Source organism: Ruminococcoides intestinale (assembly GCF_040095935.1).
GTDB classification, from domain to species: domain Bacteria; phylum Bacillota; class Clostridia; order Oscillospirales; family Acutalibacteraceae; genus Ruminococcoides; species Ruminococcoides intestinale.
In genome coordinates this window covers 188,501-209,224 of sequence record NZ_JBBMFQ010000001.1, presented here as the reverse complement: position 1 = coordinate 209,224, position 20,724 = coordinate 188,501, and the positions used below count along the sequence as shown (strand labels likewise).

General features: G+C 48.7%; 22 protein-coding genes and 1 pseudogene. 4 read left to right on the top strand and 19 right to left on the bottom strand.

What is annotated here, in order from left to right:
• The first annotated feature begins 49 nt into the window (after positions 1-49).
• Genes WMO31_RS00960 through WMO31_RS00945 form a run of 4 tightly spaced genes read left to right on the top strand, consistent with a single transcriptional unit; the run spans position 50 to position 2,360 of the window.
• A complete protein-coding gene (locus tag WMO31_RS00960; protein WP_144017160.1) occupies positions 50-379 on the top strand; it encodes a plasmid mobilization protein in 330 nt (109 codons plus the stop codon).
• The gene (locus tag WMO31_RS00955) at positions 340-1,689 is read left to right on the top strand and encodes a relaxase/mobilization nuclease domain-containing protein (RefSeq protein ID WP_144017161.1); all 1,350 of its coding nucleotides are present in this window, start codon (positions 340-342) and stop codon (positions 1,687-1,689) included. Before WMO31_RS00960 ends, WMO31_RS00955 begins: the two co-directional genes overlap by 40 nt.
• Before the next feature lie 60 nt (positions 1,690-1,749).
• Positions 1,750-2,028: a helix-turn-helix domain-containing protein gene (locus tag WMO31_RS00950; protein WP_077735224.1), complete on the top strand. Its 279-nt coding sequence runs from the start codon at positions 1,750-1,752 to the stop codon at positions 2,026-2,028.
• Between the two features lie 38 nt (positions 2,029-2,066).
• Positions 2,067-2,360, top strand: a complete 294-nt coding sequence (locus WMO31_RS00945; protein WP_077735223.1) for a hypothetical protein — start codon at positions 2,067-2,069, stop codon at positions 2,358-2,360.
• Between the two features lie 144 nt (positions 2,361-2,504).
• Here the strand turns inward: WMO31_RS00945 and WMO31_RS00940 are convergent, their stop codons facing one another.
• The 19 genes and pseudogenes from WMO31_RS00940 to WMO31_RS00850 form a co-directional block, all read right to left on the bottom strand.
• Positions 2,505-2,870 (bottom strand): cysteine-rich VLP domain-containing protein, encoded by a 366-nt coding sequence (locus WMO31_RS00940; RefSeq protein ID WP_077735222.1) that lies wholly within the window; start codon positions 2,868-2,870, stop codon positions 2,505-2,507.
• Positions 2,867-3,073, bottom strand: coding sequence for a transposon-transfer assisting family protein (locus WMO31_RS00935; protein ID WP_077735221.1), 207 nt, complete (start codon positions 3,071-3,073; stop codon positions 2,867-2,869). The genes WMO31_RS00940 and WMO31_RS00935 overlap by 4 nt, the downstream gene beginning before the upstream one ends.
• Before the next feature lie 2 nt (positions 3,074-3,075).
• Positions 3,076-7,104 carry an antirestriction protein ArdA gene (locus WMO31_RS00930; RefSeq protein WP_367999057.1) on the bottom strand — a complete coding sequence of 1,343 codons (4,029 nt, stop codon included), beginning with the start codon at positions 7,102-7,104 and terminating at the stop codon, positions 3,076-3,078.
• Positions 7,105-7,321: 217 nt separating this feature from the next.
• Positions 7,322-9,412 (bottom strand): DNA topoisomerase 3, encoded by a 2,091-nt coding sequence (locus WMO31_RS00925; RefSeq protein WP_131780863.1) that lies wholly within the window; start codon positions 9,410-9,412, stop codon positions 7,322-7,324.
• A 123-nt stretch (positions 9,413-9,535) separates the two neighbouring features.
• Positions 9,536-10,009 carry a GNAT family N-acetyltransferase gene (locus tag WMO31_RS00920; protein WP_009905261.1) on the bottom strand — a complete coding sequence of 158 codons (474 nt, stop codon included), beginning with the start codon at positions 10,007-10,009 and terminating at the stop codon, positions 9,536-9,538.
• 22 nt (positions 10,010-10,031) lie between these two features.
• Positions 10,032-10,280 (bottom strand): DUF3781 domain-containing protein, encoded by a 249-nt coding sequence (locus tag WMO31_RS00915; protein ID WP_005921256.1) that lies wholly within the window; start codon positions 10,278-10,280, stop codon positions 10,032-10,034.
• A gap of 92 nt (positions 10,281-10,372) precedes the next feature.
• Positions 10,373-10,555 (bottom strand): hypothetical protein, encoded by a 183-nt coding sequence (locus WMO31_RS00910; RefSeq protein ID WP_018112825.1) that lies wholly within the window; start codon positions 10,553-10,555, stop codon positions 10,373-10,375.
• Positions 10,552-11,280 (bottom strand): DUF4366 domain-containing protein, encoded by a 729-nt coding sequence (locus WMO31_RS00905; protein ID WP_018112826.1) that lies wholly within the window; start codon positions 11,278-11,280, stop codon positions 10,552-10,554. The genes WMO31_RS00910 and WMO31_RS00905 overlap by 4 nt, the downstream gene beginning before the upstream one ends.
• A complete protein-coding gene (locus WMO31_RS00900) occupies positions 11,270-11,521 on the bottom strand; it encodes a DUF4315 family protein (protein WP_018112827.1) in 252 nt (83 codons plus the stop codon). Before WMO31_RS00900 ends, WMO31_RS00905 begins: the two co-directional genes overlap by 11 nt.
• Before the next feature lie 31 nt (positions 11,522-11,552).
• Positions 11,553-13,340 carry a C40 family peptidase gene (locus tag WMO31_RS00895; RefSeq protein ID WP_438871048.1) on the bottom strand — a complete coding sequence of 596 codons (1,788 nt, stop codon included), beginning with the start codon at positions 13,338-13,340 and terminating at the stop codon, positions 11,553-11,555.
• Between the two features lie 152 nt (positions 13,341-13,492).
• Positions 13,493-13,756, bottom strand: a complete 264-nt coding sequence (locus WMO31_RS00890; RefSeq protein ID WP_025579741.1) for a hypothetical protein — start codon at positions 13,754-13,756, stop codon at positions 13,493-13,495.
• A gap of 359 nt (positions 13,757-14,115) precedes the next feature.
• Positions 14,116-16,278: pseudogene (locus tag WMO31_RS00885) on the bottom strand (VirB4-like conjugal transfer ATPase, CD1110 family); the annotation flags it as partial.
• Entirely contained in the window at positions 16,226-16,630 is a 405-nt protein-coding gene (locus tag WMO31_RS00880) for a PrgI family protein (protein WP_025579738.1), read from the bottom strand. The pseudogene WMO31_RS00885 and the gene WMO31_RS00880, both read right to left, overlap by 53 nt.
• A gap of 42 nt (positions 16,631-16,672) precedes the next feature.
• Positions 16,673-17,542 carry a VirB6/TrbL-like conjugal transfer protein, CD1112 family gene (locus WMO31_RS00875; RefSeq protein WP_367999056.1) on the bottom strand — a complete coding sequence of 290 codons (870 nt, stop codon included), beginning with the start codon at positions 17,540-17,542 and terminating at the stop codon, positions 16,673-16,675.
• An 18-nt stretch (positions 17,543-17,560) separates the two neighbouring features.
• The gene (locus WMO31_RS00870; RefSeq protein ID WP_009906233.1) at positions 17,561-17,776 is read right to left on the bottom strand and encodes a Maff2 family protein; all 216 of its coding nucleotides are present in this window, start codon (positions 17,774-17,776) and stop codon (positions 17,561-17,563) included.
• A gap of 199 nt (positions 17,777-17,975) precedes the next feature.
• On the bottom strand, positions 17,976-18,146 hold the full coding sequence (locus WMO31_RS00865) for a hypothetical protein (protein ID WP_173772911.1): 171 nt from the start codon (positions 18,144-18,146) through the stop codon (positions 17,976-17,978).
• The gene (locus WMO31_RS00860) at positions 18,139-19,926 is read right to left on the bottom strand and encodes a VirD4-like conjugal transfer protein, CD1115 family (protein ID WP_077735129.1); all 1,788 of its coding nucleotides are present in this window, start codon (positions 19,924-19,926) and stop codon (positions 18,139-18,141) included. Before WMO31_RS00860 ends, WMO31_RS00865 begins: the two co-directional genes overlap by 8 nt.
• Positions 19,923-20,405, bottom strand: coding sequence for a PcfB family protein (locus WMO31_RS00855; RefSeq protein WP_077735128.1), 483 nt, complete (start codon positions 20,403-20,405; stop codon positions 19,923-19,925). The genes WMO31_RS00860 and WMO31_RS00855 overlap by 4 nt, the downstream gene beginning before the upstream one ends.
• A gap of 88 nt (positions 20,406-20,493) precedes the next feature.
• Entirely contained in the window at positions 20,494-20,712 is a 219-nt protein-coding gene (locus WMO31_RS00850; protein WP_074091776.1) for a DUF5348 domain-containing protein, read from the bottom strand.
• Between the last annotated feature and the right edge of the window lie 12 nt (positions 20,713-20,724).

Below are 20,724 nucleotides of genomic sequence, written 5' to 3'. Positions count from 1 at the left end.
TGCTTGTTGGGAAGTGTCCCAAACCCTCGGAATGGAAAGGAGCGATTGCATGAATGGACGCAAAAGAAAAGTACAAATCAAATTCTATGTAACAGAGGAAGAACGGGCATTGATTGAGCAGAAAATGAAGCTCGTCCCCACCCGGAACATGGCGGCGTATCTTCGCAAGATTGCCATTGACGGGTACATCATTCAGACAGACCATAGCGACATAAAAGCCATGACAGCGGAGATACAGAAAATCGGGGTCAATATCAATCAGATTGCAAAGCGTGTCAACGCGACAGGCATCGTCTACCAAGAGGACATAGAGGAAATAAAGGGGGTGCTTGCGGAAATATGGCGGTTACAAAGATTAAGCCTATTAAAAGCACGTTGAGCAAAGCCCTTGACTATATCCAAAACCCGGATAAGACAGACGGGAAAACGCTTGTGTCCTCCTTTGGGTGCAGCTATGAAACGGCAGATATTGAGTTTGAATATACTTTGTCGCAGGCTCGGCAAAAAGGGAACAACTTAGCTTTTCATCTGATACAATCTTTTGAGCCGGGAGAAGTGGACTGTGAGAAAGCCCACGCAATCGGAAAGCAGCTTGCCGACGCGGTAACAAAAGGACAGCATGAATACGTCCTAACTACCCACATAGACAAGGGGCATATCCATAACCATATCATTTTTTGTGCGGTCAATTTCGTTGACTACCATAAGTACAATTCCAATAAACGCAGCTACTACGGCATACGGAACATGAGCGATAAGTTGTGCCGGGAAAACGGGCTATCTGTGGTCGTTCCGGGCAAAGGCAGTAAGGGAAAAAGTTATGCGGAATATCAAGCGGAGAAAACCGGGACAAGTTGGAAAGGCAAGCTGAAAATCGCCATTGATACGCTTATCCCCCAAGTGGCAAGTTTTGAAGAATTGTTGCAGCGGTTACAGGCGGCGGGCTATGAGATAAAGCCGGGAAAATATACCTCCTGCCGCGCTCCGGGACAGGAACGGTTTACCCGCTTAAAAACTCTCGGTGCAGATTATACAGAAGAAGCAATCAGAGAACGGATTGCGGGCAAGCGTACAAAAGCGGCGAAAGCTCCCAAAGAGCAGCGTGGTGTATCGCTGCTTATCGACATTGAAAACAGTATCAAGGCACAAGAGAGCCGGGGCTATGAACAGTGGGCGAAAATCCATAATCTGAAACTGGCAGCAAAGACTATGAATTTCTTGACCGAACATCAGATTGAGCAGTACGCAGATTTAGTCAGCCGGATTGAGGAAATAAATGCGGAGAATGAAAAGACAGCAGACGCATTAAAGAGCGTGGAAAAGCGTCTTGCAGATATGGCGGTGCTGATGAAGCACGTTACCACCTACCAAAAGACAAAACCCATCTATGAAGCATACCGCAGGACAAAGGATAAGGACGCATACCGGGCAAAGCAGGAAAGCAGTCTGATACTCCATGAAGCGGCAGTAAAGACACTGAAAGCGGCGGGCATTACCAAGCTCCCCAATCTCGCCGCCATGCAGGAAGAATACGGGAAACTCCAAGCGCAGAAAGAAGCCCTTTATGCTGATTATGGCAAGCTAAAAAAACAGGTCAAGGAATATGACGTTATCAAACAGAACATAGACAGTATTTTAAGGCTGAATAAAGAGCCGGAACGGGGCAGGGAAACCGAACGCTTACAGTAGAAATATTCATAAAAGCGTGGTAGGATAAAGGTATTCCAATACAGACAGGAGTGTGAAAACATGGCAGACCAAACGATACCCGATTATGAAACCATACGTGCTGCCGTTGCCGGGGAAACATGGGCGGTGGAAAAGGTGCTTATGTGCTACAAGGACGAAATCGACAGGCAGGCAACTGTAAAGAAACGTCAGCCGGACGGAACATTCAAACTGGAAATTGATGAAGATATGCGCCAGAATATCACAATGAAGCTGATAGAAGCCCTCCCCCAGTTTCCCCTTGAGGAAATGGAAAGAGAGGAAAAAAAGAAATCGGAACAAAAAATCATAAAAAGGTAGACGGAAAGCTGCTGCGGACAGATAAGCAGTTCCGGCATTTGAAGCAGCGACAGAAAGAAGCTGTCAGTATATGGCTTTATGAGGAATACCGCCGCCTTTGGATAGAAAAAGGGCATGAGCCGCATAAGCGCAACAACTGGAAAATCGTTGCCGCTGTTATGGAACGGATAGAAGCTGCGGGGATATGGCTGCCGGAACAGGAAGTAACAAACTATTTCTACCGCAGGAAATCCCATTACCGAAACCGGATAGAAAAAGAATTGCAGCCGAAGCCGGGAATACAGAATAAAGACAGTCAGACACAAAAAGAACAGGGTGCAGGAAGCCAGTAATGACCTCCCGCACCCTGTCCTTTCATAGGTACTGATTTAGAAATGTTACGCAGTAGAACCCCGATTTTAAGGGAAAAGGTATTCCATATCGCTTATGCAAGTTTCGTGTCTGTTATGCCCCGTAAATCAAGGCTTTTTTTGCCCCTACTGCGTAACAAGGGCGCGCCGTTTTCTCATGCGCTCCGCTGCCTGTCTGCGGGTAATACGCTTCCGGCAGTCCGGGCAGTATTTGACGCTGTTAGAGGTGGACGCAAAAGAAGCTCCGCACTCGGTACAACGCTTTTTATCCTCGGTCTTGAATAGCTCCGCATACAGTAGCTTATCAAGGGGAAGTACGGCGGTCTGAAACCATTTGCATAGAAGCGAATAGGAAATAAGCTGCGGACAGACACATTCCTCCCCGTCGTCCAGTAAAATACAGTGTCCGTTATCGCAGTTGCAGCACTCCTTTTTTACAAGGCTGTTGACTTTCCGGCTTTGGGGCGGCGTAAGCCGCTTACCCCCGGTCATACCTCATCAGCGGCGAAAATGGCAAGCTCCGCATACTCATTTTCTGTCAGAGGTACGATTTTCGCAAGGGTGCGCTTCGCCAGTTCCCGCATATCCTCGTCCATGAACGGCAGCGCAGCGTTGATGTTCTCCATAAGCCCGCGCTTGCCGCCCTCATTGTAAATGCTCAACAGGTTTGTTTCTTCAACGGTCAGTCTAATCATGCTCATACCTCCAATTCGTGATTTTTTGATTTTGCCGCTTTTTTCTGTGCTGTCTTTTCTTTGTCTGCTCTAAGCTGCGCCCGGATAGAGGGCTTCTTTTCCGTTTTCGCTGCCTTGCCGCGTTCCTTGTCAGCCTTGACAGCTTCCGCAAGGTCAACAAGGGAAATGGTTTCTCCTGCCTTTACCTTTGCTTCCAGTTCTGCGACGGTCGGGGTGTTGTTTATCTGCCCGTCAATCATGTTGTAGTTTTGCTCGGTGGTCTGCTCGGCAGCTTTCAGATAGTTTTCCGGCTGCTCTGCGAAAATGGCAAACGCCCGCGTTCCATTCCCCATAATCAGATATTTTCCGTCGTCGGACTGGTGGTGCAATCCATATCCGGCAGCTTCCATTTGCTCGCGGCTCATGGTGGTTACATAGAAAGTCCCCCTCGGTGTTCTGATTGTTTCGCCCGTTTCCAAGTTATCGGGAATGAGGGCTTTTTCCTGCTCCTTGAAAAACTCCGGCACTTCCTTATAACCGAAGCTGTCTACATAGTGGGCGGTGTCCTGCCCGTTCTGATGAAGCACCACCACGTCGGAAACGGAAAGGCTGTGTCCCTTAAAATCTTTCGGGTGGTCGATATTGAAGCGGGTGTAAATATCTTCAAGGGAAATCCCTGGCGTAAGCTCTGCGGAATAGACAAGTGTATAGTTTTTCTCGTCTACCCGGTGTCCTGTGGCAGTCAGACGGTCGTAAGGTTCAAAGCGCAAGTCCCTTGTTTCGTCCCCGCCTTTTATCTGATAAATGGAAAAGGTGTCTTTATCCTGTGGGGCTTCCTGTTCCGGCTGCTCCTGTATGGGTTGTCCCTGTGCAGCTACCTTTTGCTGCCGGATATGCGCCCGCTGTAACTCGGTAGGCTTTTCCCCGGTAAGGGGTGCAATCGCCTTGACATAATCAGCCGCATAATAGGCGTTACTGGTAAGCTGCCGCTGCCATACCCCCGCTTTTGGCGACCAACGGAAGCCATTACTTTTTAGGGCTTCCCGCGTGGCTTCGTCCGGCTTATCCTCAAAGAAGATTTGCAGTCGGTTCGCTTCGGTGTTTGCTTCCACCTTGCCGCCGTCAAACTCCCAACCCACAAAACCGATTTCTTTTTGCTGCGAAAGGGATTTGATACGGTCTTTCACTCGCCGGATTTCTGCGCTGTTGTTGGATAACGCCCAAGTCGCAAAGGGCTTGTCCTCCAAATGCCAACCGCTCGCCATGTCTGCTTTCAGTTTTTCCAGTTCCTCCGGCGGTAAATGCGGGCAGCCGTCAAGGGTCTTATGCTTGCGGTAATAGGCGTTTACGGCTTTCATGGTTTCCTGCGATTTTTCAAGGCTTTCCAGTTTCTTTTCTAACTTCTGTACTGCCTGTGGGTCGTCTGCGCTGATACCGCCCATGCCGGTACTGCGGATTTTATCAAGAAGCCCATGTATGTCCTGCCATTCCCGGTAATTGCTGTCGCGGGCTGCGTTCTGCTTTTCTTTCTTCCTTGTGGGGAAGTTAGAGCCGCCCGCAATCAGGATAGAGGGAACACGCGCGTCAATCTCATAGCCTTTGTTCATGTTCGCCGCCAGTTTCCGGGCGTAGGTGTCAAGCAGGCTGTCGATTTTCTCATGGTACATCGGGTCTACCCGCTGTTTCTGCCTTTCTGCAAGCTGTACGGCTTCATCAACGTAATGCCTGTATTCAGCCGTCGCGCTGCCTTGCTTATAATCGGAAAAGCTGTTCATATCCTTTGCGCGTTTGGCGGCAGCTTCATTGATAGTGTAATAAGGGGCGGGTGCAGCCTGTTCCGGCTGTGCTTCTTTTTCCTGTACCGGGGCTGTTTCTTCGGGAAGCTCCGGCGCGGCTGCTTCTGCTTCGGGCTGTTTGGTAGCTTCTTGTGCGGGCTGCGCCTGTTCGGTGGTCTGTTCCTTATCCTGTGCCTTTTGGATTTCTGCAAAATGTCCGTCTATGGTATCAATCAGACTTGCGGCGGTACTGCGGATTGTTTCAAGAGAGCCTTTCAGTTCTGCAAGTTCTTTTCCGCTGCTCCACCCGGCGATATACCCAAAAGAATAGTCCGACGTATCAAGCCCGTAATGTTGGCAGACCGCATAGGCGACGCTTTCCGCCTGTACCTCGCGGGTGCGGCGGTCGGGGCGTTCCGGCATGGCAAGGGCGGTATCATGCAGCGTGGCGTGGGCGATTTCATGGATTGCGGTCTTGATATTCTGCAATTCGTCCATACCCTCGTTGATGAAGATACGCTTTTCCTCGTAATTGCAGCGTCCTTTTACGCCGTCGCTTAATGCTTCAAATCCCATAGCAAAGGGGGAAGTCTTTTCAAGGGCAGCGAAAAAATCCTTGTATTGTTCCACGTTGCCCGTCAGCTCATAGGTAAGGGCAGGAAGCTCCTTTCCCTCGGTCTGTGAAATATCAAAGACAGATACTACACGAAAAGCGGGTATCTTGATTTCCTTTTCCTCGGTAACAGGCTTCCCGTCTTTATCGAAAACAGGCTTTTGGGTGTCCGGGTCGATTTTTTCCACCTGTTTCTTAACGGTAAACGGGGACGGCGCAAGTATCTTGATAGCTTTTTCTCCCGGCTTTACATGGCGGTCAAATTCCTTTTCCCATTGTTTATAGCCTTTCACAAGGTTACCGCCCTGCATGGCGATAAGGATTGTATTGTTAAGGCTGTAATCATGGAATTTTGACATGGTACGCAGATAATCGGCGTAACGGTCGCTTTCATAAAGTCCTAAAATTCCCTGTTCCAGTCGGTCGGTAATCTCTTTCATTTTATCGGCGGGCTTTTCAGAAGATAGGATAATCGGGAGAACCGGGGGCTGCTCTGTGGCGGCGGTTTGTATGGCTGCGGAAGCGTCAAGGTCTGCCTGTTCCTTTTCCTGTACTGGCGGCTGCGGCGTTACCCGGTATTCCTCCGGCACGTCACGCCCGTCGTACCATTCTGTAAATGTGTTGCGGTTATTGTAGATATAGCCCTGCTCGGTAAATCTGCCCCCGTCATTGATAGCAGCGTCCCGCCCGTATTCCTCATACATGAAATATTTTTTTGCTTCTTCGGGCAACTCCAACTCGTCCAGTTCTTCAATCAGATAATGCCCGTAATCTTCCTCACTCTGTACGGACGGATAAAGCCAGTAACAATCAAGGTTTTGTGCAAGGTTGATAATGTCCTGCAAGTCCCTTGTATGGTCGCCGTATGCCATAGCTGCAACAAATTTTTCCCTGTCGTCGTCAAACTGCATTTTCAAAAGTTCGCCCAAATAATTCAGTTCGTCGGGGTGGGAAAATTCGTTAAGGTGTGTTGTCAAGCCCGGAACGGAAGATTGAAATTCTGTAAAATGCCATTCTCCATAGTTCTTAAAGTCAATCCCGATACGGTCAAAGACTTCTTTCAAATGTTCGGCAGTCGTGGGGAATGATACCCATTCGCCCGCAGGGCTGCCCTCGGTGTACTTTCCAAGATTAGAAAGATACCCGCTTAAAATCGTTTCTGCCATGCGTTCACTCCTTTCTTTCTCAATCATGCGGTGCATAAGTTCGTAGTCCTCCATGCTCATGCTCCCGTCAAATAGATAGGGGTCGGGTTCTTCGCCGTCCCGGTAGGCTTTTTCAGAGAAAGGCAGCCCCGCAGCGTGGGCGGCGGCTCTTGCTTCCTCGATAAGCTCCGGCGGCAGCCTGTCGTCGTGGGCTTCGATAAATTCCCCGATATTGCTATATCCGTTTTCGTAGTGTCGGCGCACTCCGGCGGTCAGCTCGTCAAGGTTCATATTCTCGCCAAGATAGCCGGAATAATAACCGTTTACCACAACGGCGGCAGGGTCAGCCTGCTTGATTTCTTCCATACGGCTTCTGTCCTCCGGGTAAAGGTAGTCGCCCATTTCAAGGTGGAAATATTCTGCGTTCCAAGAGCGTCCCGTTTTCCAAAACGCCACCCAAGCGATACCGTCCCTTAATTCTTCTTGATAGTCCTTTACGGTGTCCCGTAAACTTGCCATGTGTAACCTCCTTTCCCAAAGGCAGCGCGGACGCTGCTTTTTCCTGTTTCATCATTCAGTACCCTGCGCCCGCCTTTTTGCCAAAGATTTTATATATTTTTTCAAGATTTCAGAGGGTTTGGGACACTTCCCAACAAGCAAAAATCCCCGCCGTTCTCGGTAGAGAAAGCAGGGATTTTACGGAAAAGGGTACTCTTTTCCTATGCTTGCTATTCAGTTATTTTTTCTTCGGAAGCTCCACCCGGTAGTTGACATATTTCCCGCCCGTATCAGCCAATACGATAGTTCCGTCGTAGGTTTTGCCCGTCTTTGGGGAATAGAGCTTTTTCACATTTACCTTGCCGGATTTTAAGAGTGCCGCGGCAATTTTTGGGGTAAAGGTTACTTTTCGTTCTTCAAAGAAACGGTCATTTTTCCACATGGTAAAGCTACATTCCTTATTGCTGCAATAGTAGTTTTTCTTTCCCTCATAGACAGGAGAACCGCAGCGGGGGCAGCTTCCCAACGCTTCCCGTTCCGGCTTGAACATCTGCGCTTTATCATCAGAAAGAAACGGATAGGTCTTTACCAGTTCCCGCGCCATATCCTCAATACCCTCTATAAATGCGGCGGGGTCTTCCTTGCCTTTTGCAATCTGCGTCAGATTGTTTTCCCATTCTGCGGTAAGCTGCGGGCTTGTCAAGGTGTCCGGCAGGACGCACACAAGGTTGATACCGTCCTTTGTGGGAAGTAGCTGCTTGCCTTTTCGCTCCACAAAGCCGCCCTTTACCAGTTTTTCAATGACGGCGGCGCGGGTGGCGGGAGTTCCAAGCCCTTTGCGTTCTGCGTCCGGGTCGGTGTCCTCGTTTCCGGCGCGCTCCATAGCAGAGAGCAGCGACGCTTCGTTGTGAGGTTTTGGCGGTGTTGTGTCATGCTCCGTTACCGTTGCCGCCGGATTTTCAAAGGTCTGTCCCTCGGTAAATGGCGGCAGGGTATTTTCTGTGTCGCTGTCTGCGTCGTCCGTTTCGGGCTTGTTCTTTAAGGCTGTCCTGTATTTTCGGTCAATCTCTTTCCACCCGTCGGACAGTACCGTTTTTCCCCTTGCGGTAAAGGACTGTCCGGCACACTCAAAAACTGCTGTAACCGCTTCAAAGGTATGCGGTACAGCAGTCGCCATAATAAGACGCCCCCCGGCAAGAGTAAGGATATTTCTTTCGCTTTCCGGCAGCGCTGCAAGGTCGGTCTTTGCAAGCTCCATAGTAGGGATAATGGCATGGTGGTCGGATACCTTTTTACTGTTCAGCACCTTTCCAAGCTCCGGCGTGAAGTCTTTTCCCGCCATAAAAGAAAATTTTCCGCAAAGCAGCTTAATAATGCCCGCCGCTGTGTCGCCCATGTCGTCAGTAAGATAGCTGCTGTCTGTTCTCGGATAAGTAAGAAGTCTTTTTTCATACAGGGCTTGTGCAAGGTCAAGGGTCTGTTTTGCCGTATATCCGAACAGGCGGTTTGCTTCCCTCTGTAAAGAAGTAAGGTCAAAGAGTTTCGGCGGGGCTGCGGTCTTTTTCTCTTTCAAAAGGGAAGTACAGACTGCTTTTGACGCTTCGCAAGTCGTTTTTAATGCGTCTGCTTCTGCCTTATCTGAAATTCTTTCACTTGCAGCTTCCGCGCCGGATAAGGCAAGGCGCACATGGTAGTATTTTTCTTTCTTGAAAGTGGTAATCGCTGCGTCCCGGTCAACAAGCATTTTTAAGGTTGGGGTCTGTACGCGCCCCACGTTCAAGGTATGATTGTAAAGGACAGAGAAAAGGCGGGTGGCATTGATACCAATTAACCAGTCAGCCTTTGCCCTGCATAATGCGGAAGCAAAGAGCGCGTCGTATTCCTCGCCGTTCTTCAGACGGGAAAAGCCCTCTTTGATTGCGCTGTCCTCCATAGAGGAAATCCAAAGGCGGCGCATAGGTTTCTTGCAGCCCGCCATTTCATAGACAAAACGGAAAATGAGTTCTCCCTCGCGCCCTGCGTCGCAGGCATTGACGACTTCGGAAACGTCTGCCCGGTGCATAAGCTCTTTTAGGGTTTTGAATTGCTTTTCCTTGTCAGAAGCAACGGTGTACTTCCATTCCTGCGGCAAAATCGGTAAGCTGTCATAGCTCCACTTTTTATATTGTTCCCCGTAGGCGGCAGCTTCCGCAAGCCCTACCAAATGTCCTACGCACCAAGAAACGATATAGCCGCTTCCTGTGAGAAATCCGTCTTTCTTTTCCTTTGCCCCAAGTACGGCAGCGATTGTCTGCGCCACACTGGGCTTTTCTGCAATAACTAAAATCAAATATAAGTTCCTCCTTTCGGGTAAAAGAAAAGAGCAACCGATTTTTCGATTGCTCCTACAAGTGATTGTATAAAATTGTGCGATATGAAATAGTAAAATAATTTGACAAACTGTAGCTTTCGGTTATAGATTTACAATCATAATATATTCCTCATTATTTTCATCAACAACAGTAAATCCCACTTTCTCGTACATCTTGACTGCATAATTACTTTTCTGAACGGATAAGGATATTTTTGAATATCCAGCCAATTTTTCTACCTGTAATAGTTGTTTCAATAATGAAGTTCCAATGCCTAATCCTCTGTATTTTTTGTGGACAGACATAGCAAGCGATGGAGTATCATTATCAATGTGTCCATAATCATTCATAATTCTTACCCAAATAGCTCCTATTACATTTCCCTGCATTTCTGCAACTAAGGCTTTATCGTGTTTTCGATTTCCAAACTCAACGATATATTCTTGTAATTCTGGACATTCTATTACTGATTTAGGTGGCGGTTCAATTCCTTCTGGAATATAAATCGCTTCGTACAAAAAATCACTTAATAAACAGTATTCTTCACTTCTCATTTCTCGTATTATATAGTCCATAATTTCACTCCAAAGTCCGATTTTACTTAACAATATGTGCTGTGATAATTGTATAACTATATGAATTGATAGTAATTTTGATATTTTCAACTTCGCAATACCAATTTTTACCCTGTTTGTATATATTGCAATTTTTATCCAACACCTTATTTTTGCAATACTCAACAACATCTGCTGTATCTATTTTTAGGTTTCTTTTAATTCTATCAATTCCCATTTCGGTTGTATGAATTTTATCAATATTATCAAGCAATATCTTTTTATCTTCCATTCTTTCTTTTCCTCAACTTCAAATTTGTTTAACTCTGTCATTTCCTATGGTTGGAACAATTATATCATATTCCATATCGCAAGTATATCTTTTTATCGTTCTGTCGGTTGTTTGTTTTCAATCTTTCTGATACAGTACCCCACACAAGGGGACTGTCCCTTATAAGGGCAGGAAGCACAAGCCGGGGGATAAAGAACAGGCGGCGCATTATCACGCCGCCTGTTCGGTTTCTGTATCATCATCTTTTCAAAGGGATTGTCGGTAAACAGGGTCATAGGGTTTCTTCCTCCGTTTCTTCATCTTCGGAAGTTTCCCCGGTATCTGCTTCCGGCTCGTCCTCGTCGTAGTCCTCAAAGTCAAAATCTTCAAGGTCGGTGTTTCCTTTCACGTTCTGCTTCGGTTTTACAAACTTAAAGTAGTAGAACACTGCGCCACCACCAAGCAGCACAAAGAGGACTAAGGCAAGCACCGCGCCGGGATTGCCCCCTTTTTCTTTCGGTTCTTCCGGCTGCTCTGTGGGTGTTGGGGTAGGTTCTTTGCCTGTGCAGCCTGTCAGAGTAGTTGCACATACAGGGCAGGACGTATTTACTTTTCCGGCTTCGCATTTCTCCGTACAGTTGCAGACTTCCGGTTTTTTCGTGGCTTCCCCGGTTTCGGTCAGTGCCATAAGGTCGGCTTCGTCCACTTGATTAAGGAAATGTACGGTCTGTTCCCCCTCGGCTGCCCGGTCAATGAGGATATAGAAATAATTGCCGCCTTTGGTGGTAACAGTGATAAGCTGCTTATTGCCGCCGAAATCGTCCACCAGTGTTGCGTTGCCCTTTGGGGTAAGGGGCGGCGTTTCTTCTTTTTCCTCCACAACTACATTGCTGTCGTTGGTCGCGTCCTCTGTAGGCGGCTCTGTGGCTGTCCCCTGTGCATAGGCAGGGACAGAAAAACCGCCCATAAGGATAAGGGCGGCACAAAGGGCTGTCATGGTCTGTTTGAATTTATTCTTCATCTGCATTTTCCTCCTGTTCTTCATAGTCTGTGGCTGTCATGCCGGGGATAGTATCGCCTTTGAGCATGGCGTTAAGTTCCTGTGGGGTCATACGCATAGCGCGTACAAGCTGCACAATTTCAAGGTTTTCCGCTTCGGTTTTCTGCGCTTCCAGTCCTTTTAATTTGTTTTGATATTCTGTGATTTTCTCGCGGGTCTTTGCGATTTCCTTATTGATACGGTCAATTTTATTGTTTGCCATAAAGTAAATTCTCCTTTCTTTTTGGGGCTGCTTACCAGTTCATCAGCCCATAGCCTTTGATACATTGATAGTTGAGGTCGTAGCTTTTTATCTTGCAGGCGTCGCCGGAATTGCCCTCAACGGTATAGACGCGGCTTTCGTCCCTGCCAAGCACAAGCCCCACATGGTCGGCAACGCCGTCTAAATCCCAATCAAAAAAGATAGCGTCGCCCGGTGCGATATTCTCATAGCCGCGTGCGCCCCATTGTCCCCTTGACTGAAACCAAGGGACACCCTGCCATTCGCAGCCCGCAAAGCGCGGTTCGCTTTTTCCGGCTTGATTGTAGCACCATGATACAAAACAGGCGCACCATTCCACGCGGCTGTTAAAGCCGTACCAAGACCAGTAAGGGTAGCCGCCCACATTTCCGACTTGCTGCTTTGCAAGCTCCATAAGCTCTTGATTTCCGGGGCGCGTACCGTTTACAAACTCCACGCCGCTTAAATCCTCGGACGGGCTACCGTCGGGGGAGCCGCCGCCAAAAATCAGCGGTTTGTTGCCCTGTGTCTGTAAGTACACTTTGAACATTTCAAACTGCTGTGGGTTCAGCAGTTCTTCCGCAAGGGAAGCAATCGGCTTGTTTGTCAGTTTCACATTTAAGATACGGTATTCGTATTCTTCCTCGTTGCCCTCCTCGTCGGTGGTGGTGCGTATCTCGATTTCTTCCGTCAGCGTCAAAGTGTACTGTAAGCCGAACAGCCGCTTTAGCTTTGCCTGTGCGCTCTGCGGGGTATAACTCTGCAAAAGGGCAGTCAGATAAGACGCAAGCTCATGTGGGTTATGCCCGATAGTATCAAGGTCATAGCGGTATTCATCATAGCCACTGTGGGTGCTTTCGATAGCGTCAATCTCACTTTGCAGCTCGTTTTCCATTGCGGCATAGCTCTGTTCCGTTGCCACAAGGTCGCTGTCCTCGGACGTGTAGGAAGTCCCTAACACGCTGTTCATGCTGCCGGAAAACATTGCCCCACAAGAGGAAAGCCCTACCGATACCATGATGAACAGAAGCAGCGCGGTGATAGCGATTATCACGCCTGCCGGGTGTCGCCCTGCAAAGGCAGCCGCTTTTTTTGCTGCTGTTTGGGACGCTCCGGCGGCTGCTTTGGCGGTAGCTGCGCCGCCTTTCTTTACCGTCTTTGCATACTGGCGTTTGATTTTTTGTTTCTGCATGAACCGGGAAAAGGGATTACTTGTAAGCTGCGGGTTTTCCTGCAAGGCTTTGTGATACTGGAAATTGACGTTTGCCTTAAACGCTGCCCGTTCTGCCTTTGCCGCTTCCCGGTAGGGTTTCAGCTTATGGCTGCGGTAGCCCTGTTTTAGTTTCTGCGTCCCGTACCTTGCGCCGCGCTCGGCAAGTTCCTCCGATTTGTGCGCGCCCTCCACGCCGGAATTGTCTTTCTCGACGCTGTGGATTTTGTTGTGAACAAAAATACCCGCTTCCTGCGCGGGGCGGGATAACGGATTATTGTGGGGTTTGCCGCCGGGTAGGGGCTTTTCCTGTTCCTCAAAGTGAAGCCGGGTCTTTGCCTTTCCGGTGGCTTCCTCAAAGGTGCGCTCTTTTACCAGTTTCTTCTGCTTCGGGAGAGCTGCCTTTGCCGCGTCCAGTTTGTCGGCTGCTTTTTCTGATTTTTTGATGTAAGTTTCCAGTTCCGGCGTTGCCCGTTCCTCGTCGGTAAACTGCAAGCGGGAAGTGGAAGTACGCAAAACGGTAGCTTCCTGCGCTTTCTTGACTGCCTTTTTGCTTGCCTTTCGGGTATGGGCTGCGTCAAGGTGTTCCATGACGCGCTCTGCGGTAGCGGTGTCCGGCTGTGAAAAGTTGCTGTCTGCTTCCCGGCTGCTGATACGCTCGGCGGTCTGCTGTGTTTCGTTGACTTCCACCGCACCGTCGCGGGTCATTTTCTGTGTGATTTTATCGCGTGGTTTTAACTGTTTCATAGGCTGCTCACTTCCTCCGGCTTCGTCGTCATAATGCGGTAAAGCTCGGTGTCTTTCGGAAAATGGTCTACAAAGGGCAGCACCACATTTCCGTAAAAGATAAGTCCTTCGCCTGCTTCGGTGTGGGTTACATATTTCATCTGCTGTGGGCTGATATTTAGCTGCTTTGCAAGGATAGCCCGGTCGCCCTGCGCCTGATTGAGCATGAGGACAAAATCAGAGTTTTCAAAGATATTTTCCACCTCGCGGGAAGCAAGCAAGTCCTTGATGTTCTGCGTGATAGCTGTGGGTATCTGTTGTGTGATTAGCGGACAGTTTTTTATCTGTCCCTCCGGGGCTTTCGCCCATTTTCAGCGGTATGTCTGTTCATACCCGGCATAGCATATCTTTTTATCCTGCGGTTTATGCCGCAGACCGAAACGATAGCGGAGCCTCGTGGGGCTGTTATATTCCCGGCTATTGCAAACCGGGGGTCAAGCCCTATGCGTTGCGTGTGTATCAAGTATTACCTTGACACTTCCACTCGGATTAGGATTGCAAAACCTTTCCCGTTTTCTTCTCCGCTGATATTCTTAACCGTTCTTTTCGGCTTCGGTTAAGACGGCATACACAATCCCCATTTGCAAGATTGTAGGGACTGTGCCTGTTTACCTCCCCATTTTCTAAAACGCTTCCAAATCTCCACACTGTAAGCGGCGGTCTGTTCCTCTTTTAAGAGCAAATGAAATTCGTCCATATAGTAGCGGGTAGATTTCTTTTCTGCCCGGTTAATGGTAACGCGGTTCCATATCTGGTCTTGCACAATGAGCATACCTAATTTTTTGAGCTGTTTTCCAAGCTGCTTAATATCAAAGCAGACAAGGCGGTTAGAAAGTTCCACGTTAGTTCTGTGGTTGAACACGTTAAGACTGCCGGAAACATACAGTTCCAACGCCGCCGCAATACGGGCAGCTTCCGGCTCCGGCTGTTTTAACAGCTCGTCGTAAAGGTCGCCCAAAATAGGCATTTTTTCCGGTACAGGGTCAGCAAGATAGTCCCGGTACACATTCCTTACGGCGCGGTCAATGACGGTCTTATCAACGGGCTGCAAGCCCTCCTTGCCGCCAATGACAAGCTCGCAGAGGGACAGGATAAAATCACTTTTCAGTGCAAGGGGGCTGTCGTCCTCGCTGTAATTAAGGTTCATATCCATAGGGTTCACATACTGGGGCGTACCGTCCATGCCTTTCCCGGTCGGGGATAATCGTATCACTTGCCCGCCAAGCCGCTTTACAAGGGCAAAATACTCGGCTTCCGGGTCGCAGATAAAAATATCGTCGTCGGTAATGAGAAAGGCATTTGTGATTTCCCGCTTTGCCGCAAAGGATTTTCCGCTGCCCGGTGTTCCCAAGATAAGCCCGTTGGGGTTTTTAAGCTGCTTGCGGTCGCAGAGTATCATGTTATTACTTAAAGCGTTCAGCCCATAATACAGGGCAGCCCCAGTCTGAAATAGCTCCTGCGTGATGAACGGGATAAAAATAGCGGTGCTGCTCGTCGTCAACCCTCTCTGAATAGGGATAAGGTTCTCCCCCAAAGGGACAGAGGACATCAGCCCCGCTTCCTGCTGATAGTCAAGACGGGTTAAGGCGCAGTTATATTTCTGTGCAATGCCCGCCGCCGCGAAAATGTCATTTTCCAGTTTCCGCTTCGTGTCTGCCATGTTTACCACAAGGAACGTGAGAAGAAACATTCGCTCGTTGCGGCTCTGTAAATCCTGCAACAAATTCTTTGCTTCATTCCCAAAAGTGGCAAGGTCGGACGGGAGTATATCCATGTCATAACCGCTTCTAACCGCTTTTTTCTGTTCCTCAATCTTCATCTTGTCAAGGTCTGTGATTTTGCGCTTAATGGTCTTGATTGCTTCCGACTGGTCGATACTTTTAATGTGGAGATTGACGATAACCCCTGTTTCCAAGTCCAACATATCCGCTAAGATACGGTCGTTTAGCTCCGGGGCAAGGATTTCAAGGAACGATACCGCCCCCGTCTTTTTCCCCATAGCAAAGTAGCGTCCCTCCCCAAACTTGAAAGAGGACGGGGCGATAAAGTCCTTTGTGGTAAGCCCCGTCGGGGTCAGCCAGTCATAAGAGAATGAGAACGGCTCGCCTGTCGGGTGGAATACCCCATGCAGCACTTTCAGACGTTCATAGCCGGATAAGGGGTGCGCCGATACCCCAAGCACCTTGAAATTATTGAGTACGTCCGTTTCGATACGGGAAAGACGCGCCCTTGCTGCCGCCGGATTGTCTGCTTCAATGGAAAATGTGATGTACTTGTGCTTGACAAGCCCGTTGTTCCCTTTGGCAAGCTGCGATTTCAGCATATCGGAATACTCGGTGCGGATAGAGTTAAAATCGTCATTTTGCTGCGGGATATGGATTGCCCGCGCTGCCTGTTCCTGCTGTGAGCCTTGATTGATGAAAGAAAGCTGCACATTCACGCTTGCGTCAAAGTAGTTGAGGAAATCGCACCAGTTTTCAAAAATGGCGGTCTTATCGTCTGCCTGTGCAAGCTGATAGTTAATGTCCTCAAAAGCAATGCTCTTTGAATATTTCCGCTGTGCCACTTTGCAGATACCGTCCGGGTACATGGCAAGGTAGGGAATGGTCTGCTGTGCGGTGTGGGCTTTGCCGTCCCCCTTTGCCTGCCGGATAACCGCCGCTATCTGTTTCTTTTCCGCGCGGGTCAGCTTACGCTTGTTTCCTGCGGTTTCCCGCGTCTTTTTTGTCTGTCCTTTTGACAATCGCTGATACCTCCTTTTCTAATGCCCGCTGTTTCTCTAAAAGTGCATATAGGTTTTCCGTCTGATACGGTCGCACTTTGGGGCGGGTAAATTTTGTCTGAATGATGTTCTTAATTACCACTTCAAGGGGCTGTCCATGCTTTTCATACATGGCAACCAAGAAGCAGGGAAGCATGACGACAATCATTGCCATTGCCGCAAGGCTCGTCCCTGCGCTGTCTTTGAGCAAAAAGAAAAGCGGCAGTCCCATAAGAAGTGCCACTGAAAAACAAAGGATTTGCCGCTTTGTCAGATTGAAAGCGACTTTTGTTTTGACTTTGGATAAGTCTTTGGGTACAGGTACATACGCCAAGAAAAAACCTCCTTTCTGCGGGACTTTCCCGCGTGTGCTGTGTTAATGTGCATTGAAAATGGATTTTGCCAGTGCGCCGGATTTGAACAGGGAGAAACAAAGGATAACGGTATAGGCTGCAAGGGAAAAAATCGCGCTGTGCAGATTGTCCGCTACCACCATTTCGCCTACTAAAACCGCGTAAATGCCGACGCATATCATAATGAGGAAGCCTTGAAAGCCCAGTGCAAACAGCCCCTTTAGGTAGTTGTTCCCAATCTGTCCCCATTCCCGGTTGGTCATAGTGGCAAACGGGATAGGGGAAACGGAACAGTAGGCGTATATCTCAATCATTCTGCCGTAGAGGATAACGGTTATCAGTACGGACATGATTTTCATACAAAGGCTTACAAGGCTCGTTTCCATGACAAGTAACAGTAGTTCGGGGATTTCCATATCTTTTAGTCCCTCCTGCATGGCGGCAAGGGCTTCGGTCACGTCGATATTCGTATCGCCGCCGATTACCCCCGCCGCACCGGACACAATATGCTGCGCCATATCAAAGACTGCCATTGTTATATCAAAGGTATGTGTTACCAAGAAAACGGCAACAAAGGCTTTGAATATCCACTTAAAGAACATGAATGTTTCTATGTCGTGCATATTGTTTTTTTCCGTTACCATGCTGATAAGTTCATAACAGAGGACATAGGTAATGACAAGCCCCGCAATGGGTACAATCACATTTTCCGACAGATTTTGTATCATGTTGAAAATGTTTGCGTTCCACCCCTGCGGGGTCTTGCCTACCTCCGCTGCAATAGTGCCTACTTTTTCGTTTACGTCCCCGAACATAGTGGAAAGGTTGCCGTTAATGGCTCCGATAAGGATTTCTTTTATCCATTCGTTAATCGCTTCCAGTATGCTCTCCATAGGCTACCCTCCGTAACCTTATCCGAACAGACCGGAAAGAAGCGGTACAAGGATAGTGCCGATAAGGGCAACACCGCCGCCCGCCATGAGCTGCTTAATTCCTTGACTTTTTGCACCCGGATTATCATTTCCATATCCCTCTAAGAGATTGATAACGCCCCAAATTCCTAAGCCTGCGCCCAGTGCGATAACAAGGGTCTGTAATACGTCGATAGCAGAGTTAAAAAATTCCATAAAGCTCCTTTCTGCCGCAAATGCGGCTTGCCCCGTAAAAGGGCATAAAAAACGGCGGTCAGTTTTGTAACTGCCGCGGTCATAAGTCCCCGCGCTGCTTAAAGGTCTGCCGCGCGGCGGTATTCAGTTGTCAGTGTGGGCGATAGGAATTTTTGTAGGGGCGCGTATCCTGTAAGTTGTCTTTTTCTTTGTTACTGCGTCAATTCCTCCTTTCTGTTCGCTGCTGCTCATACAGGGCTTCACACCGTTTCACAAACTGCCGGATAGCAGCCTGCCGCTGTTGTTCCTGTCGTTCAGCAATCAAAACAAGCCCGTTTATGGCTTCTGTGATTTTCTTCTTGTCTTTTTTCTTTCTGATACGTCTATTCATGGTCGGTGTCCTCCTGCAAATCGCTTTCGCTGATTTCGTAATAGTCAAATACTTCGTCCGGCTTCACAAGGGCGGGTCTGCGCCTTAAATGCTTCTCCATATCAAAAGTATTTTTCTTGTCATAGTCGGAAAGATATTTATAGTTGGGGTGCTTTGTAATGTCATACTTATCAGAGAAGAACGGGCGCACCCCTCGTAGCTGTAAAATACATTTCCCGCCGTCCATAACCGCTATTTCATCTTCGGTCATAAGCTGCTTGCCTAACTTCTGATAGTTCAGCCCATGCGATACCTCGCGCCCCCGGTTCTCGGAAGTGTTGAAGCTGTCAATGGTTTCTTTCCCCAAGATTTCCGACATTTCTTTGAGGGTGGTTTTCTCCTTGCCGCCCAAGAAAAGGGTGGTGTCGCAGTTGCCGGCTATGGTATCGGCGTTGTCCTTATAGATTGCCTTTAACTGGCTTTGCGACTGTAAGATAATCGACGCGGAGATTTCCCGGCTTCGTATGGTGGCTATGAGCTTTTCAAACTTCGGTATCTGCCCGATATTTGCAAACTCGTCTAACAGACAGCGCACATGGACGGGCAGCCTGCCGCCGTATTCATCATCTGCCTTGTCACAAAGCAGATTGAAAAGCTGCGTGTAAAGAATGCTCACGACAAAGTTAAAGGTATCGTCGGTGTCGCTGATGATAACAAACAGGGCGGTCTTGCGGTCGCCTATGGTGTCAAGCTCCATTTCGTCGGTTTCCATAAGGTCGCGCAGCTCTTTAATGTCAAAAGGGGCAAGCCGCGCACCGCAGGAAATGAGGATAGAGCTTCGTGTTTTTCCCGCAGATAACAGGAATTTCTTATACTGCCGGACGGCAAAGTGTTCCGGGTCTTTTTCCTCCAACCGTTCAAACATGAGGTCAACGGGGGACTGAAATTCCGGGTCGTCCTCGCGGGCTTCACTGGCATTTATCATTTCAAGCAGCGTCGTGAAGTTCTTTTCTTCCTCCGGGGCTTCATACCAAATGTAGCCGATAAGGGCGCAGTAAAAGAGCCGTTCCGATTTTACCCAAAAATCCTCCCCGGCTTTTTCCCCGTCCCCTTTGGTGTTGGCAATCAAGGTATTTACCAGTTTCAAAATGTCTTTTTCGCTGCGGAGATAGGCAAAGGGATTGTAACGCATGGATTTCTTGAAATTTATCGTGTTCAGCACCTTTATCCGATACCCGCCCCGCTGTAAGAGCTTCCCACACTCGACTAAAACCGTACCTTTCGGGTCGGTTACAACATAGCTTGAGTGCATTTGCATTAAATTTGGCTTCACAAAAAATCTCGTCTTGCCGCTGCCGCTTCCCCCGATAACAAGGATATTTTTATTCCTTGCATACTTCGGCTGCTTCGGGCGGCTGTTCATGGTAAGCCGTTCCGTCTGTGTCAGCAGCACGTTATTCTGAAATACCGGGTCGGTGTAGGGCTTTATATCTTCGGCGTTGCCCCAACGGGCTGAACCGTATTCGATACCTTTTCGATATTTCTTTGCGTTCTTGCCTTTGAAGTACACCATAAGCCGGATAAGGACAGCCCCCGCAATACCGATAAGCAAATCCATAGGGGCAAAACTCGGAAGCGGGTTTGCAAAGGCAGCGGAAAAGCCGTCTGCAAAGGAAAGCACCTTGCCGGAAAGGTCAGTCCCCGGAGAGAGCCGCACCGCCTGCCCGACTTTATCAAATAGATAGACAAAGAGTAGATAGGGGGCATTTAGGATAAGCAGCTTTTTAAGTTCCGGCTTCATAGCGATACCTCCCTGTCCTTTTTCTTCACTTTGTCCCTCTGTGCGTTCAGAGCTGCCGCCTTATCTTTCAGAGTGGAAAGCAGCTTACGGATAGAGGGCTTTTGTTCCTGTGTCAGTTTCTTTGCGGAAAACTCCTTGAAAGCTGCGGTCAGTGCGTCCGCGTCCCGTCCCTTGAAAAACACAAGATAGCGGGGCGGGGTTTCGGTACTGTCTTTTTTTAGGGCAAAGTCAATCCCGTATTTTTTCGCAGTATGTTCAAAGGCTTTGATATTTTCCTTTGTGATTTCAATGTTGGAAACGCCCGCGTTCTGCTTCATAAGCTGCTTTAGGGTCTGCTTGCCCTGCGGGATTTTCTGTTTGTCATGCTGCTTTTTCATTTGTGCAAGCAGGGCTTTCATAGCCTTTTGGAGCTGCTGCGCCGTCAGCTTCCCGGTCTTGATGTAGAGGGCTATGGTCTTTTCGTTGGTTTCCTCCTGCAATGGTTTTCCTCCTTTCCTATGGTGGTATGCCCGCCGCCGGGAAGCGGGGCGGGCATGAAAAAAGAGCGTCCGTTTTCACGCCGCCCTGTTAAATCCGTACCAGAAGCCCAGAGAGGTCTGCCGCCCGAATACCCACAAGATACCAGTTATCCCCGTACTCCATACGGGTTGGCTTCCATTTGCCCCGCACAAAAACCTCCATGCAGTCGCCGCAGTGTAACCCTCCGTAATAGTCGTTTACGTCAAAGCGAATGTCGTAGCGGTCAGCGGTTTCATCAAAAATCAAAGCTCCTGTTTTCTGTGTCATAATCAAATCCTC

Coding starts and splice junctions, on each gene's coding strand:
- WMO31_RS00960 (WP_144017160.1), top strand. CDS start 50: ATGAATGGACGCAAAAGAAAAGTACAAATCAAATTCTATGTAACAGAG.
- WMO31_RS00955 (WP_144017161.1), top strand. CDS start 340: ATGGCGGTTACAAAGATTAAGCCTATTAAAAGCACGTTGAGCAAAGCC.
- WMO31_RS00950 (WP_077735224.1), top strand. CDS start 1,750: ATGGCAGACCAAACGATACCCGATTATGAAACCATACGTGCTGCCGTT.
- WMO31_RS00940 (WP_077735222.1), bottom strand. CDS start 2,870: ATGACCGGGGGTAAGCGGCTTACGCCGCCCCAAAGCCGGAAAGTCAAC.
- WMO31_RS00935 (WP_077735221.1), bottom strand. CDS start 3,073: ATGATTAGACTGACCGTTGAAGAAACAAACCTGTTGAGCATTTACAAT.
- WMO31_RS00930 (WP_367999057.1), bottom strand. CDS start 7,104: ATGGCAAGTTTACGGGACACCGTAAAGGACTATCAAGAAGAATTAAGG.
- WMO31_RS00920 (WP_009905261.1), bottom strand. CDS start 10,009: ATGGACTATATAATACGAGAAATGAGAAGTGAAGAATACTGTTTATTA.
- WMO31_RS00915 (WP_005921256.1), bottom strand. CDS start 10,280: ATGGAAGATAAAAAGATATTGCTTGATAATATTGATAAAATTCATACA.
- WMO31_RS00910 (WP_018112825.1), bottom strand. CDS start 10,555: ATGACCCTGTTTACCGACAATCCCTTTGAAAAGATGATGATACAGAAA.
- WMO31_RS00905 (WP_018112826.1), bottom strand. CDS start 11,280: ATGAAGAATAAATTCAAACAGACCATGACAGCCCTTTGTGCCGCCCTT.
- WMO31_RS00900 (WP_018112827.1), bottom strand. CDS start 11,521: ATGGCAAACAATAAAATTGACCGTATCAATAAGGAAATCGCAAAGACC.
- WMO31_RS00895 (WP_438871048.1), bottom strand. CDS start 13,340: ATGGAACACCTTGACGCAGCCCATACCCGAAAGGCAAGCAAAAAGGCA.
- WMO31_RS00875 (WP_367999056.1), bottom strand. CDS start 17,542: ATGGAGAGCATACTGGAAGCGATTAACGAATGGATAAAAGAAATCCTT.
- WMO31_RS00870 (WP_009906233.1), bottom strand. CDS start 17,776: ATGGAATTTTTTAACTCTGCTATCGACGTATTACAGACCCTTGTTATC.
- WMO31_RS00865 (WP_173772911.1), bottom strand. CDS start 18,146: ATGAATAGACGTATCAGAAAGAAAAAAGACAAGAAGAAAATCACAGAA.
- WMO31_RS00860 (WP_077735129.1), bottom strand. CDS start 19,926: ATGAAGCCGGAACTTAAAAAGCTGCTTATCCTAAATGCCCCCTATCTA.
- WMO31_RS00850 (WP_074091776.1), bottom strand. CDS start 20,712: ATGACACAGAAAACAGGAGCTTTGATTTTTGATGAAACCGCTGACCGC.